Source organism: Campylobacter sp. P255, from assembly GCF_003627915.1.
In the GTDB taxonomy this organism is placed as follows: domain Bacteria; phylum Campylobacterota; class Campylobacteria; order Campylobacterales; family Campylobacteraceae; genus Campylobacter_D.
In genome coordinates this window covers 84,439-97,826 of sequence record NZ_NREN01000007.1, presented here as the reverse complement: position 1 = coordinate 97,826, position 13,388 = coordinate 84,439, and the positions used below count along the sequence as shown (strand labels likewise).

At 31.0% G+C, this 13,388-nt stretch carries 15 protein-coding genes and 1 pseudogene; 7 read left to right on the top strand and 9 right to left on the bottom strand.

Annotation, left to right across the window (positions count from 1 at the left end; all coding sequences use genetic code 11):
- The 4 genes and pseudogenes from CKA54_RS07675 to argS form a co-directional block, all read left to right on the top strand.
- A pseudogene (locus CKA54_RS07675) lies at window positions 1-398 on the top strand (hypothetical protein); the annotation flags it as partial.
- Entirely contained in the window at window positions 395-1,009 is a 615-nt protein-coding gene (gene gmk / locus CKA54_RS05105; RefSeq protein WP_120760502.1) for a guanylate kinase, read from the top strand. The pseudogene CKA54_RS07675 and the gene gmk, both read left to right, overlap by 4 nt.
- A 1-nt stretch (window position 1,010) precedes the next feature.
- A complete protein-coding gene (locus tag CKA54_RS05100; protein WP_120760500.1) occupies window positions 1,011-1,250 on the top strand; it encodes a twin-arginine translocase TatA/TatE family subunit in 240 nt (79 codons plus the stop codon).
- Between the two features lie 9 nt (window positions 1,251-1,259).
- Window positions 1,260-2,855 carry an arginine--tRNA ligase gene (argS, locus tag CKA54_RS05095; protein WP_120760498.1) on the top strand — a complete coding sequence of 532 codons (1,596 nt, stop codon included), beginning with the start codon at window positions 1,260-1,262 and terminating at the stop codon, window positions 2,853-2,855.
- A 2-nt stretch (window positions 2,856-2,857) separates the two neighbouring features.
- Here argS and CKA54_RS05090 read toward each other — a convergent pair whose 3' ends face one another.
- From CKA54_RS05090 to CKA54_RS05065, 6 genes are all read right to left on the bottom strand, one after another.
- Window positions 2,858-3,370 (bottom strand): threonine/serine exporter family protein, encoded by a 513-nt coding sequence (locus tag CKA54_RS05090; protein WP_120760496.1) that lies wholly within the window; start codon window positions 3,368-3,370, stop codon window positions 2,858-2,860.
- The gene (locus tag CKA54_RS05085) at window positions 3,367-4,143 is read right to left on the bottom strand and encodes a threonine/serine exporter family protein (protein ID WP_120760494.1); all 777 of its coding nucleotides are present in this window, start codon (window positions 4,141-4,143) and stop codon (window positions 3,367-3,369) included. The genes CKA54_RS05090 and CKA54_RS05085 overlap by 4 nt, the downstream gene beginning before the upstream one ends.
- Before the next feature lie 161 nt (window positions 4,144-4,304).
- Window positions 4,305-4,910: a DedA family protein gene (locus tag CKA54_RS05080; RefSeq protein ID WP_120760493.1), complete on the bottom strand. Its 606-nt coding sequence runs from the start codon at window positions 4,908-4,910 to the stop codon at window positions 4,305-4,307.
- A 49-nt stretch (window positions 4,911-4,959) separates the two neighbouring features.
- Window positions 4,960-5,388, bottom strand: coding sequence for a trehalose-6-phosphate synthase (locus CKA54_RS05075; protein WP_120760491.1), 429 nt, complete (start codon window positions 5,386-5,388; stop codon window positions 4,960-4,962).
- A gap of 48 nt (window positions 5,389-5,436) precedes the next feature.
- Entirely contained in the window at window positions 5,437-5,919 is a 483-nt protein-coding gene (locus CKA54_RS05070; RefSeq protein WP_120760489.1) for a peptidylprolyl isomerase, read from the bottom strand.
- Between the two features lie 8 nt (window positions 5,920-5,927).
- Window positions 5,928-6,635, bottom strand: coding sequence for a YebC/PmpR family DNA-binding transcriptional regulator (locus CKA54_RS05065; RefSeq protein WP_043020010.1), 708 nt, complete (start codon window positions 6,633-6,635; stop codon window positions 5,928-5,930).
- A gap of 81 nt (window positions 6,636-6,716) precedes the next feature.
- Between CKA54_RS05065 and CKA54_RS05060 the strand changes: the two genes are divergently transcribed.
- The 3 genes from CKA54_RS05060 to CKA54_RS05050 are packed head-to-tail and all read left to right on the top strand — an operon-like array spanning window position 6,717 to window position 9,564.
- Window positions 6,717-7,262, top strand: a complete 546-nt coding sequence (locus CKA54_RS05060; protein WP_120760487.1) for a GNAT family N-acetyltransferase — start codon at window positions 6,717-6,719, stop codon at window positions 7,260-7,262.
- Window positions 7,263-7,454, top strand: a complete 192-nt coding sequence (locus tag CKA54_RS05055; RefSeq protein WP_039664268.1) for a heavy-metal-associated domain-containing protein — start codon at window positions 7,263-7,265, stop codon at window positions 7,452-7,454.
- A complete protein-coding gene (locus CKA54_RS05050; protein ID WP_120760485.1) occupies window positions 7,447-9,564 on the top strand; it encodes a cation-translocating P-type ATPase in 2,118 nt (705 codons plus the stop codon). Before CKA54_RS05055 ends, CKA54_RS05050 begins: the two co-directional genes overlap by 8 nt.
- A 358-nt stretch (window positions 9,565-9,922) precedes the next feature.
- Here CKA54_RS05050 and CKA54_RS05045 read toward each other — a convergent pair whose 3' ends face one another.
- The 3 genes from CKA54_RS05045 to msrP all read right to left on the bottom strand — a co-directional run bounded on the left by CKA54_RS05045 (window position 9,923) and on the right by msrP (window position 13,363).
- Window positions 9,923-11,818 (bottom strand): NAD(P)/FAD-dependent oxidoreductase, encoded by a 1,896-nt coding sequence (locus CKA54_RS05045; protein ID WP_120760484.1) that lies wholly within the window; start codon window positions 11,816-11,818, stop codon window positions 9,923-9,925.
- A 91-nt stretch (window positions 11,819-11,909) separates the two neighbouring features.
- Complete coding sequence (locus CKA54_RS05040; RefSeq protein WP_120760482.1) at window positions 11,910-12,470, bottom strand: sulfite oxidase heme-binding subunit YedZ; 561 nt, start codon at window positions 12,468-12,470, stop codon at window positions 11,910-11,912.
- A complete protein-coding gene (msrP, locus tag CKA54_RS05035; RefSeq protein WP_120760480.1) occupies window positions 12,470-13,363 on the bottom strand; it encodes a protein-methionine-sulfoxide reductase catalytic subunit MsrP in 894 nt (297 codons plus the stop codon). The genes CKA54_RS05040 and msrP overlap by 1 nt, the downstream gene beginning before the upstream one ends.
- Window positions 13,364-13,388: the final 25 nt, after the last annotated feature.

The following is a 13,388-nucleotide window of genomic DNA, read 5'->3' as shown; positions in this document are numbered from 1 at the left end:
TAGAAGAAAATATAGAAGAAAATATAGAAGAAAATATAGAAGAAAATATAGAAGAAAATATAGAAGAAAATATAGAAGAAAATATAGAAGAAAATATAGAAGAAAATATAGAAGAAAATATAGAAGAGCAAGATGAATTTGCGAATTTAAGCGAAAGTGATATTATGCTTGCTTTGGGCGAAGAGTTAGCTGTAGCTAGCTTAGCTGCTAAAGAAGAAAAGACAAGCAATGTAGAAAAATCACAAGAGCCACAAGATGATGAAATGGTAAATGAGTTAAGCAAAAGCATAGCGCAAACTATCACTTCAAGTATCACTGATGATACCTTAAAAGCAGCTTTGAAAGGTATGAAGATGAATATAAATATCAATATAAGCTTTGATGAGGATAAACATTGAGCGGGCAGATTTTGATCATTTCAGGGCCAAGTGGAGCGGGTAAAAGTACCTTGCTTCAAAGGCTTTTTAAAGAAAAAGATAATATTTATTTTTCTATTTCAAGCACAACAAGAGCTCCTAGAGAAAACGAAAAACACGGAGTGGATTATTATTTTATCACCCAAGAAGAATTTAAACAGGGTATTGAAAAAGGCGAGTTTTTAGAGTGGGCTTTAGTGCATAAAAACTACTATGGCACCTCATTGATACCTGTAAAACAGGCTTTAAAAGAAGGCAAAAGTGTTGTTTTTGATATCGATGTGCAAGGGTATTGCATTGCTAGAGAAAAAATGGCAGATTGCATCACTTCAGTATTTATTACCACAAAAAATAAAAAAGAGCTTGAAAAAAGATTGCTTAAGCGAAATACTGATAAAATAGAAGATATTAGCAAAAGATTAGAAAATGCTAGTGATGAAATGGCTTATTTAGATCAGTATGATTTTTTAATTATTAATGATGATCTTGAAAAAAGCTACAAGCAACTAGAAGCAATTTTTGAAGCTTCAAAGTTAAAAAGTAAAAAACATGATTTAAAACAAATTCAAATTCAATGGAATAAAGGAGAATAAAATGCATATGCCAAGTGGAACCCAATGGTTGATTATCTTACTGATAGTAGTGTTACTTTTTGGTGCTAAAAAAATTCCAGAACTTGCTAAGGGTTTGGGAAAAGGTATTAAAACCTTTAAAGATGAGATGAATACCGATGATGATAAAAAAATCGTTCAAGATGATGCACAAAAAATTGAAAAAATCAACGAAAAAGATGTGCTTGTAAAAGAAAATAATGAAGAAGTAAAAAAAGCTTAAGGTATAAAATTGAAAACTTTAGTTTATAAGGAAATCAAAGAAAAACTAGGAAGAGATTTTATCCTAGAGAATCCTAAAAATAAAAATTTAGCCCATTTTGCAACACCTTTAGCTTTTTCTTTAGCTAAAGAGTTGAAGCAAAATCCTATGATGATTGCTAATAATATTGTTGCTAAACTAAAAGACTGTGAGTGTTTTGAGAGTGTAGAAGCTTTAAATGGTTATGTTAATTTTAAACTTTCTAAGTCTTTTTTAAATTCTTTAGCAACACAAGCTTTGAGCGATGGAGAAAATTTTGCCAAAGATGAGACAAAAAACGAAAGTTTTTTACTAGAGTATGTTAGCGCTAATCCAACAGGACCTTTGCACATAGGACATGCTAGAGGTGCTATTTTTGGTGATACCTTAACTAGAGTTGCTAGACATTTAGGATATAAATTTGATACAGAGTATTATGTTAATGATGCGGGAAATCAAATTTATCTTTTAGGGCTTTCTATATTGCTTGCGGTGAAAGAGCATTGTTTAAATGAGCAGGTGATATACCCAGAAGAATATTACAAAGGTGAATATATCATAGATACTGCAAAAGAAGCTTTTGCTGAATTTGAAAAAGATTTTTTCACCGAAGACAATATCGCATCACTAGCTCTTTGGGCTAAAGATAAAATGCTAAAAATCATTAAGCAAAATTTAGCAGATGCGAAAATAACAATCGATACTTATGTGAGTGAGACAAGTTATTATAGTGAGTTAGAAAACACTTTAAAAGCTTTAAAAGAAAACGGCGGTACCTATGAGCAAGATGGCAAAATTTGGCTTGCTTCGAGTGCTAAAGGTGATGAAAAAGATCGTGTGATTATTAAAGATGATGGAAAGGGAACTTATTTAGCAGCTGATATAGTTTATCATAAAGATAAAATGAGTCGTTCTTATGATAAATGTATCAATATCTGGGGAGCTGATCATCATGGCTATATAGCTAGAATGAAAGCTGCTATGGAGTTTTTAGGACACGATAGTCAAAAACTCGAGATTGTTTTGGCACAAATGGTTTCATTATTGAAAAATGGCGAGCCTTATAAGATGAGTAAAAGAGCGGGAAATTTCATCTTAATGGGTGATGTTTTAGAAGAGCTAGGAAGTGATGTATTAAGGTATATTTTTATTAGTAAAAAATGCGATACGCATCTAGAATTTGATGTTGATGAGTTTAAAAAAGAAGACAGTTCCAACCCTGTGTATTATATTAATTATGCTCATGCAAGAATTCATCAAGTATTTGCAAAGGCTGGTAAAAGTGTTGATGATGTAATGCATGCTAAATTTGAAAATCTTAACGAAGATGGTATGAATCTTTTGTTTGAAAGTTTAAATTTAAAAGCAGTGCTTAATGATGCATTTGAGTCAAGAGCGTTGCAAAAAATTCCTGATTATTTAAAAAACTTAGCTGCTTTATTTCATAAATTCTACAATGAAAACAAAGTTGTGGGATCAAGCAACGAAGATGAGCTTTTGAAACTTTTTGCTGTGTGTGCTTTAAGCATAAAAACCGCTTTTGCGCTTATGGGTATAGAAGCAAAGAATAAAATGAATCACGACTGATTTTAGTCGTGATTTTTACCTTTTTTTGCATTTCTTGTCATCATAAAGCTTTGCTCAAAAAATAATAATAAAGTCACGCTTACACCTACTGCTAGCGCTAGTGTTACTGATAGAGTTGTTAAAAAATAATCAAAAAATTGAATTAAGAAATTAGTTTTTTCGTTGATATCTTCTGAACGTATAAATGAAATTAGATATAAAATTGCTTTATAAGCATAAATTCCAGGTATCATGGGTATAAGTGCAGGGAAAGCTATGATTTCAGCGGGTGTTTTGAAAATTTTTGCTAAAAATAAGCCAAGACATCCAATGCTAAATGAAGCTATAAAAGTAGCAATAGCTAAAGTTTGAAAACCAAAATAAGCCATCAGGGTAAAACGTAGCCCATGTGCAATAGCAGCTAAAAAAGCTGAAAGTATGAGAGTTTTAAAAGGAGGGTTGCATACAAAAGCAAAACCAAATCCTGTCAAAGCTGCAAAAAACATATCCCAAAAAATAGAACTATAATCAATCATCTTAAAATCCCAAAATCATTAATACTCAAAGTAGTATAAATTCCAATCGCTATACAGCAAACAAGTATAGCCACGCTAATAATGCGACTAAAGCCCATGAGTATGTGGTCTTTTAAAATATCAATAATGGAGTTTATAAAATAAACCCCAGGAATTAAATATAAAATACTAGAGCCCAAGGCAATATTAGCTTCTTGTATGAGCTTTAAGTCAACTCCTAAAAAGACAATAGAAGAGGACAAAAACGAACAAAGAATGTATTGAATTCTTAAATCTATTTTGATTTTTGTGAGTGAAATTCTCAGGCTAAAACCGACTATGGTAGCTAAAAATACAAACAAGCACCCATATAAATCACCACCAAAAAGTTTACAAAATGCAGCATTAGCTATAGAAACAAAAAACAAGTTGGCTAAAAAAGAAGTGTTTTGGTGTTGATTTAATTTTAACAAAGAAAGCTTAGCTTCTTCTAGATTGTATTGATGATCGTGAATTTGCCAGCTTAATGCGCTAAGTTCTAAAATTAGTTTGAAATTAATATGACTGTATTTATTAGGTATGATATAGGTTCTTTGTATGGAGTTATCATCCTTATCGAAAATATTAAGTGTGGTGTGGTGAAAGAAAAAATTCATGTTAATTTCATAACCATAGGCATTAGCTATCCTGCTAACACATTTTGAAACTCTAGCAGTATAAGTTCCCGCACTTAAAAATATACTGATGTATTCAATCAAAAAATTGGTTAGATTTTGAATTGATGGTTTTTCCATAAATAATCTTTATAAAATAATTTTTAAAGATTTTATCAAAATTAAGCCATAAAATTGAATAAATTCTAAAATATTTTAAACTCAATTTTTATAAGTTGATCCACTTGATATTATTTTTAAGATCAATAAACATCTTAAGCTATCACTTAAGATGTACTTAGCTAAATATGGCTTTTCTTTTTTTGAAAGTAGATGTAAATAGCGATGATTGCTGCTATAAATACAATACACGCGATAATAACCAAATGTAAATACTCTTTGATTAAATCTTCATTTTGTCCTAAAACATAGCCTAATATAAGCAAAATTAGACACCAAATTCCAGCCCCCAAACTAGTGTAAAATATAAATTTTTTCAAATTCATTCTTGCTAATCCTGCAGGCAAAGAGATATATTGGCGTAAACCAGGGATTAATCTTCCACTAAAGGTTGATATCTCACCGTGTTTATTAAAAAATGCTTCAAATTGTACAAATTTTGCTTCATTGACCCCAAAATATTTGCATATTTTTAAAGTAAAATTACGTCCTAAAAAATAGCATAAATAATAATTAAGCAAAGCTCCCAAAAGTGCTCCAAAAGTTCCACAAAGTAAGCATAGCCAAAAATTAAGTTCATTTTGATGAGCTAAATATCCAGCAGGTATCATCACTACTTCACTAGGGAAAGGAAAAAATGAGCTTTCGATGAACATAAGAAAGATGATCCCCCAATAACCCCAATCTTTTGCAAGGGTAAGTAAAAAATCAATCATATCACTAAGCATAAGCAACCTTTGTTTTTTAAGCTAATGATATAAATTTAGTTTTAATGTATTAAAAATACACCATTGCTTTTGCGTAAATAACAATAAAAATACACAAAATTAAAGCAATTAGATGTGAATTTAAAGGATCTTTTCTTTTTAAAATTTTGATAACAAATAAAGAATAGCACGTTAAAATCAACATTGTAGCTAGCAATAGAAGCTTAATCAATAAAAATACACCAAAATTGGTTTGAAAAAAATCCCAAAAAGAATTTAGTTCATAAAAACTTAAAAGATAAAATCCACTCAATAAAAGCAAGATAAAAATACTAGCAAAGATAATAATACTTGATTTTGTATAAGCTTTTTTGATTTTATCACAATCTTCTTTGCTTTCATGTTTATAGGCAAAACGATAAACACATATATCAAAAAACACATAAGCGATAAAGCATATAGCACAAATAAGATGAATACAAATAAAAATAAAATGCATTTTTAACCTCCTTAAAATGTATCATAACACATTTTAAGGAGAAAAAGTTTAAAGTTTTTCTAGAATTTGGATTGTTTTGATTTTATCTCCAGCTCTAATGCTATCTAAAACTTCTAGGCTTTCTTTGTCTTCTGGGTTGATTTGTCCAAATATGGTATGCACGCCATCTAAATGAGGTTGTGGGCTGTGGCAGATGAAAAATTGCGATCCGCCTGTATCTCTACCAGCATGAGCCATAGATAAACTACCTCTTAAGTGTTGGTGTTTTTGATCATCACACTCACACTCTATCTCATAGCCAGGACCACCTGAGCCTATGCCATAAGGACAACCACCTTGGATAACAAAATTTGGAATCACACGGTGAAAAACAAGTTCATCATAAAAACCTTCATTAGCTAAATTAGCGAAGTTGCATACTGTTTGTGGTGCTTCATCAGGAAATAATTCTAATTTCATATCACCTTTTTCAGTGCTAATGATGGCAAAGTTGTATTTTTTAGCATCTTTTGTATCGATTTTTTTAAGCATTTTTATTCCTATTCTATGTTAGTGTAAACTGCTTGTACATCATCATCATCTTCTAATTTATCAAGCAATTTTTCAATGTCAAGAAGTTGTTCTTCGTTGAAACTTACAGGATTGTTAGCAAGGTATTCAAGTCCTGCTTTTTTAAGCACCAATCCTTTTTTTTCTATGGCATTACTAAGCTCACCAAAAGCAGTATAATCGCCAATAACCAATAATTCTTCATCATTTTGCTCAAGCTCTTCAAGTCCTGCATCGATTAGCTCAAGCTCGAGTTCTTCAAGATCTCCATCGTATTTTTCAAGATGAAAAACAGCCTTATGTGAAAACATAAAAGTCAAAGAGCCATTTTGTAAAATTTCTCCACCATTTTTGCTAAAAATTGCTTTTACATTTGCTACAGTACGAGTAGGATTATCGCTCATACATTCAACAATGATCAATGCACCATGCGCAGCTTTTCCTTCGTAGTGGATATTTTTAATATCAGCACTATCTTTACCGCTAGCTCTTTTAATAGCCGCATCGATATTATCTTTTGGCATATTATTGGCTTTTGCAGTAGCAATAGCACTACGAAGCTTTGGATTCATGTCAGGATCGGCTCCACCTTCTTTTGCTGCTACTTGTATTGCTTTTGCAAGTTTTGGAAAAAGTTTGCTCATTTTATCCCATCTTGCTTCTTTAGAGGCTCTGCGGTATTCAAACGCTCTTCCCATAAATTCTCTCTTTCTTATATTGTTTTAAAGTTAAAAGTATAAACTAAGAACTCTAAATTTGATTTTAAAAGGAGTAAAAGAGTGGTAAGAAAAGCTAGAAAAACTGATGTGAAAAAATGCATTCAATTGCTTGCTTTGGCGATGGATCATTTTATTTATAAGCTTAGCGGATATGATGAGTATCAAAAAGCCATAGAAGTTTTAGAGGGCTTTTTTATCCAAGAGAATAATCGTTTAAGTTATGAAAATGTATGCGTATATGAGGAAAATGGTGAAATTTTGGGTGCGATTTGTTTTTATGATGGGATTATGGCAGATGAGCTAGATATGCCTTTAAATGATCATTTAAAAAGTTTAGGCATTAACGAAAAGGTGTTAAAAGAATGTGAAGATGAGTTTTATTTAGATAGCATTTGTGTAGATGAGAAAGCTAGGGGAAAGGGCATTGCTAAGAAATTGATTGAATATGCCTTTAATGAAGCTTTGAGGAATGGTAAAAAACTTTCATTGATTGTTGAAGATGAAAATATCAATGCAAAAATACTTTATGAAAAAATGGGTTTTAAATTGATAAAAAATAAAATTTTTCATTCACATTTATATGAATATAGAGAAAAAGGAGAATGAATGATTATTAAGACTAAAAATATCAACTGTCAAAGTTGTGTAAATTTGATCAAAGCTTCTTTGGAAGATGAATTTGGTGCTATGCAAATTAATGTTGAAACAAAAAGTATTGAGATTGATTTAAAAGCAGAGCAGGTTGAAGAATTTAAAAAACAATTGCAAGATTTGGGTTTTGAAATAGATAATGCATGAGATAAAATTAAAAATAGGCAATATGACCTGTGTTAATTGCTCTAATGCCATAGAAAAAGTCTGTGCAAAAATTGATGGGGTGGAAGATGTAAGTGTTTCTTATGTGAATTCTAGTGGAGTGTTTTTGCTTAAAGATTTATCTTTGGAGAAAAAAATAAAAGAAAAAATTAAAGCACTTGGTTTTGAAGTATTGCATGAAGAGCAAAATTTATATGAATTTAAAGTGCAAGAACTTAAAAATATGAAAATAAAGCTTATTACAAGCATAATCTTAAGTGCTATTGTGATGTATTTTGAAATGTTTATTCAAAGCAATACTTCTGCTTTGATTCAAATATTTTTATCTGTGGTAGTGATTTTTGGTTGTGGAAAAGATTTTTTTATCCATGCTTTTAAAGGATTAAAACATAAAAATTTAGACATGAATACCTTGATATCCTTGGGAGCTTTTACTTCTTTTGCATATTCTTTTTTTGTGTATTTTGGGGTATTTAGTAAAGATGGGTATTTGTATTTTAGTGGTGGAGCGATGATTATAAGCTTTGTTTTACTGGGTAAATATCTAGAAGAAAAGGCCAAATTTAAATCCTTAGAATATCAAAACAAATTAAAAAACATAGATATTAAAAAAGCTAATATAATCTTAGAAGATGGAAGCATAAAAAGCATACCTAGTGCTTTTGTGAAAGAAAACGATGTGATCTTGGTAAAAGAGGGAGAAAGTGTTGTTGCTGATGGGGTGATTATCGCAGGCGAGGCTGAAGTTGATGTGAGTTTTTTAACAGGGGAGTTTTTACCGCTTTTGAAAAAGCAAAATGATGAAATTTTAGCAGGAAGTGTGTTAATTAATGGAAGTTTAAAGATTAAAGCTAGTAAAAAGGCGATTGAAAGTTCATTAGAGCAAATCAAGGATCTTGTTTTTAAAGCAGGTAATATCAAAACCCCTTTGGCTAATTTAGCGAATAAAATTTCAGCTTATTTTGTAGCATGTATAATTATTTTTTCATTTTTTGTGTTTGCTTTTTGGTATTTTAAAGAAGGAATAAATGCTGCATTTTTACATGCTTGTGCCACGCTTTTAATTTCTTGTCCTTGTGCTTTAGGTTTAGCAACTCCTATAGCTATAGTCAGTGCTTTAGCAAATGGTGCAAGAAATTTTATCTTAGTGAAAAATCCAGCGGTATTAGAGAGTTTAACTGGCATAAAACTTGCTATTTTTGATAAAACAGGCACATTAAGCCAAGATGATTTAAGTGTTTACAAACATAATCTTACTCAAGAAGATTTTCAAAAACTTACGCAAATTGAAAATTTAAGCTCGCACCCAATCGCAAAAGCTTTTACTAAAAAAATGAATGTAAATTTAAATTCGCAAGGAAAATTAAGTGTTTTAGTGGGTAGTGGTTTGCTTTATCAAGAAAATGAAGATGAATATTTAATAGGCAATGAAAAATTAATGCTTGAAAATGGTGTTGATATGCAAAAAAGCAAACAATTTTTACAAAAATTTGAAGATCAAGCGCCTGTGTGTTTGTACTTTGCAAAAAATAGAAATTGCCTAGGTGGGGTGTGTTTAAAAAATGAATTAAAAAAAGAAGCTAAAAATTTGATAGCCAATTTAAAACAAAAGGGTATAAAAAGTATAATTTTAAGTGGCGATAATAAAAATAGCGTTGCAAAAATAGCAAATGAGCTTAATATCGATACATATTATTTTGATTTAAAACCTAGTCAAAAGCTTGATTTTATAAAAGAAAAAATCAAAGAAGAAAAAGTACTTTTTATAGGCGATGGTATTAATGATGCACCTGCTTTAAATTTAGCTAGCGCAAGTATAAGTTTTTCCAAAGCAAGTGAACTTGCTAAAAAAAGCGGAGATTTGATTTTAATAAAAGATGATTTATCGTTGATAGCTTATTGTTTTGAGCTGTCTCAAAGAACTAAAAATATCATCAAACTTAATCTTTTTTGGGCTTTTATTTACAATGCTTTGTGTATTCCTATTGCGGCAGGATTTGTGCCATTTATAACGCTTAGTCCACATTTAGCAGCCTTGGCAATGTGTTTTAGTTCAGTAACAGTTGTATTGAATTCTTTAAGATTGCGTTAGTATTTTATATTGAAGATAAATAAAAAGAAGCACTAGAATAGATAATTGTTGTTTTTTTGATGGATATAGTGCAAATATTTTAAAACAAGTGCCTTGTTTGTACTAATTTTAGTAGCTAGTGGTGTTGGTTAGATTGTAGAGTTATCTTTTTGTTTTGCTAATTATTTTGAAGTGTTGTTGTGAAAAAATGCTTGAGGCAAACAAGATTGAGATAAAAAGATATCAAAACTTTTCATGAAGTTAAAAATTAGAATTATTGCCTTAGTTTACTGTTTGAATTTTATGCTTTTAGTTTTAATTTATATTAGCATCAAAAACAATGATTGATTTATCAAACTCCTAAAAAGGAGTTTGATTGTTAAAGTTCATTAACAGCACGATAAGCTTGATCGATTGCCGCATGCATGTAAGCATCCCAAGCAGCATCAGAATTGGCAATAGTAATGTTGCCAAAAGGTCTTCTTGCAAGTTCGATGGTTTTTTGCGCTTCATCGCTATCATCATAAAGACTGTTTTCAGTATAAGAGTAACAATGCCCCCAACGATTGACAACAATAGCTTGAATATCTCTTTCATGGTCAAAACCGGCTGATCCAAGCATACCTTGGAGTTGATCGCGAATGATTTTTTCATGCTCTTCAAAACTCATGGTAAATAGTAAATTTCTACCTACTCTTGCTCTATCTCTTGCATCCATTCCTTCAAGATCAATTCCTTGTATATTTGCAAAAACCAAAGGAGAGCAAACCATATGAACACAGATTGGTTTTTTAGGGTCTCTTGGGTGGTGATAGCCTCCCATGTCTACAGGATAATCAAGCTTTGTTCTGGCATAAGGCATTTTAGGAGAGTAAATTTCATGAACCCCAAGTTTGATAAAAGGCTCCCAATTGCTAATAATTACATTAGTATGTAATAGTGATGTTTTAACATTTTTGCTTAAAGCGTCTTTTTGTTCTTGTGGTAAGGTTGGGATGATATAAGGAATCATACTGTTGTAATTTGCCATTACTACTTTTTTTGCTTTAACTCTGTAGTTTTTGCCTTTGTTGACATAAGTCACCAAAGCACCATCTTTAGTGTTTTCTACATTGATAACAGTGCTATTTAGTCTTAATCTCACTTTATTCTTAGCTAAATCAAGTTTGGAATAATCAAAATGTGCAAGAGTTACATCATCCATATCTTTGCCTTTTTTAGAAACATCAGGAATGAGTCTTCTAACCATTAATCTAGCGACTGTTGCATTACCATCAGCACAGTGATGAATGTATGGCTCTTCCATTTCAGCTAAAGCATCACCCTCGATTGGATCTAGTCCTAGTTTATCAAAACCAGGTAAAAAAGAAACTCTAGCATCTTCACAAGAGATAGCATCAATACCTAAAGCTAAAAAGTCATCTGTCATACCTTCGAAGAATTTTATAGCTTGTGGTGATAGCTTAACCTTTTCTTCTAAGAATTTTTTATAACTTGTTTTTGCAACATAAGTGTCTCTTTGTGTTTTATTCATGCCTTTTAAATAATCTTTTTCACTTTTAAACAAAGCAATAAGATCTTTTTTATCTTTTTCATTTAATGGAAAATCACCTATAAAGGCTTCGATGCTTCTACCATTGTGTCTGCCTTCAGGAATATCATCACAAATCACCTTTCTAGGGTTGCCGCTAACGACTTTATCTACACCAAATTCAGCTTTAGAAAAATACACACCACGACTAAGATTTAAATCAGGATAAAAATTCACATCAAAGCGTTTGGCTAATTCATCAATATCCACTCCTAATGAAGCTAGTAAATCTACCACTTCTTTAGAGTACAGTGCTTTTGGGGATTGAAAGGTTTCACTACCACCGTAACTTAAAATAGTGCCATTTTCTAGTTCTATTTCATTTCTTCTAGCATGTCCACCAAAATCATCGTGATTATCAAGAATTAGAATTTTTTTATTTTTTCCAAATTTATTTTGATAAAAACAAGCTGCTGCTAATCCGCTAATTCCAGCTCCAACTACAACCAAATCATACTCTTGTTTTGGCTTGATCGCACTGAAATCAAATTTTTCACCATCTCTTAACATATGCGCAAATTCATAACTTGCATTGTTGCTACCTCTTAGTCCAAGCCACTTTGGAGGGTAGTATTCTTTGGTAAAATCTTCTATTTTGGCTTCTTTTCCATAAAGTACTTGCAAAGGAGTCATTCCTGCGAGTATAGTCAAAGCCATTCCATTTAAAAAGTCTCTTCTTTGCATTAGTGTTCCTTAAAATAAGATAATAAATCTCTTATTTTAAGGGTTGATTTGTATGTTTATACTTAAAAGTAATTTATTTTATGATAGTTTTTTATAGAAAAGTTACTTTTTTTCTCTTTTTGTAATTTTTCCATAACTTAAACAGTAAAAAAACCACCGCAAGAGTGAGGGTTAAAATATGTGGCGCTTGTGGTACTTTGGCAGATAAAAAATAATGCCAAGTGCTTATTAAAAAACAAAGATAGCCTAACTTTCTTACTTTGCTGAATTTTTTAAAAGGCTTAAAAGAGCTTATAAACATTAAGGTAATGATGAAAAAGCCTATAAAGCCACTTAGTTCTAAAATTTTACTAAAAGTATCCTTGATAAAAATAAATACATTTAGATTTTTTCCAAAGACAAAATAATTTAAAAAATGAATTAAAGTCCAAAAAAAAGTATAAAAGCCCAAAAATTTAGGATAATCTTTAGAGTGTTTGTATTTTAAAAGTGAGAAAAATAAACTACAACCAAAAAAGATTAAAGCAAATATTCCACTATAAAAATACACAGATTTAACAATATCAAATTCTTGTGTTATTTGATAACAGCTATAAATTATGCTAAGTATAAAAGCTAAAAATCCGATGCTATTGTAAATTTTTTTATACATCAAAAATGAACCTTTAAATCCATATCTTTATACAAATGTGCTACTTCTTTTTCATAACCATTAAACAATACAGTTGGTTTGGTGAAAAAATCTCCCAAAGGACGCTCATTAGCTTGAGACCATCTTGGATGTGAAACGTTAGGGTTGACATTGGCATAAAAACCATATTCTCTAGGGTTGGCTAGCTCCCATGTTGATTTTGGCTGTTCTTTGGTAAATTCTATTTTGGCAATAGATTTAATACTTTTAAAACCGTATTTCCATGGCACAACAAGACGGATTGGTGCACCATTTTGGCCCAATAAAGGTTTTTTATACATACCTACTGCCATAATCGTTAAGGGGTGCATAGCCTCATCCATTCTTAAGCCTTCTACATAAGGATAGTTTAAAGTTGGAAAAAATGAAGCTTGATCGGCAAATTGGTTTTTATCAAAAAGAGTGGTAAATTTGATAAATTTTGCATCACTTTTAACCTTGCACTTTTCTATCAATGCGCGCAGTTCAAATCCTACCCATGGCACAACCATAGACCAGGTTTCAACACAGCGAAATCTATAAATTCTTTCTTCTAAAGGAAAAGCTAGTAAATCTTCCATAGTTAAACTTAATGGTTCTTCTACTTCCCCGCTTACTTCTATTTTCCAGCCTTGAGTATTGAATTTTTTTGCAAGCTCAACGGCTCTTTTTTTGTCTGTGGAAAATTCATAAAAATTAACATAATTAGTTGCGATTTTTTCATCGCTTAATTTTAGCTTTTCATTGTTTGGATCAGGAAAGAAATTAAGCGCCATTAGCTTGGATTGTATAAGTGTTGAGCTAACTAAAGCACCCGCACCTAGTTTTAAAAAATGGCGTCTTTTGTTATATAACTGTTCGCTTGTGATTTTCATAAAAGTCCTTTATAGGTTTTGTGGT

What these genes read in the sequence shown, in the direction of transcription:
- CKA54_RS05075 (WP_120760491.1), bottom strand. Translation starts at nt 5,388, where the DNA reads ATGCATTTTATTTTTATTTGTATTCATCTTATTTGTGCTATATGCTTT.
- CKA54_RS05040 (WP_120760482.1), bottom strand. Translation starts at nt 12,470, where the DNA reads ATGTATAAAAAAATTTACAATAGCATCGGATTTTTAGCTTTTATACTT.
- CKA54_RS05085 (WP_120760494.1), bottom strand. Translation starts at nt 4,143, where the DNA reads ATGGAAAAACCATCAATTCAAAATCTAACCAATTTTTTGATTGAATAC.
- CKA54_RS05080 (WP_120760493.1), bottom strand. Translation starts at nt 4,910, where the DNA reads ATGCTTAGTGATATGATTGATTTTTTACTTACCCTTGCAAAAGATTGG.
- CKA54_RS05050 (WP_120760485.1), top strand. Translation starts at nt 7,447, where the DNA reads ATGCATGAGATAAAATTAAAAATAGGCAATATGACCTGTGTTAATTGC.
- CKA54_RS05100 (WP_120760500.1), top strand. Translation starts at nt 1,011, where the DNA reads ATGCATATGCCAAGTGGAACCCAATGGTTGATTATCTTACTGATAGTA.
- CKA54_RS05070 (WP_120760489.1), bottom strand. Translation starts at nt 5,919, where the DNA reads ATGCTTAAAAAAATCGATACAAAAGATGCTAAAAAATACAACTTTGCC.
- CKA54_RS05090 (WP_120760496.1), bottom strand. Translation starts at nt 3,370, where the DNA reads ATGATTGATTATAGTTCTATTTTTTGGGATATGTTTTTTGCAGCTTTG.
- CKA54_RS05055 (WP_039664268.1), top strand. Translation starts at nt 7,263, where the DNA reads ATGATTATTAAGACTAAAAATATCAACTGTCAAAGTTGTGTAAATTTG.
- CKA54_RS05045 (WP_120760484.1), bottom strand. Translation starts at nt 11,818, where the DNA reads ATGCAAAGAAGAGACTTTTTAAATGGAATGGCTTTGACTATACTCGCA.
- CKA54_RS05065 (WP_043020010.1), bottom strand. Translation starts at nt 6,635, where the DNA reads ATGGGAAGAGCGTTTGAATACCGCAGAGCCTCTAAAGAAGCAAGATGG.
- msrP (WP_120760480.1), bottom strand. Translation starts at nt 13,363, where the DNA reads ATGAAAATCACAAGCGAACAGTTATATAACAAAAGACGCCATTTTTTA.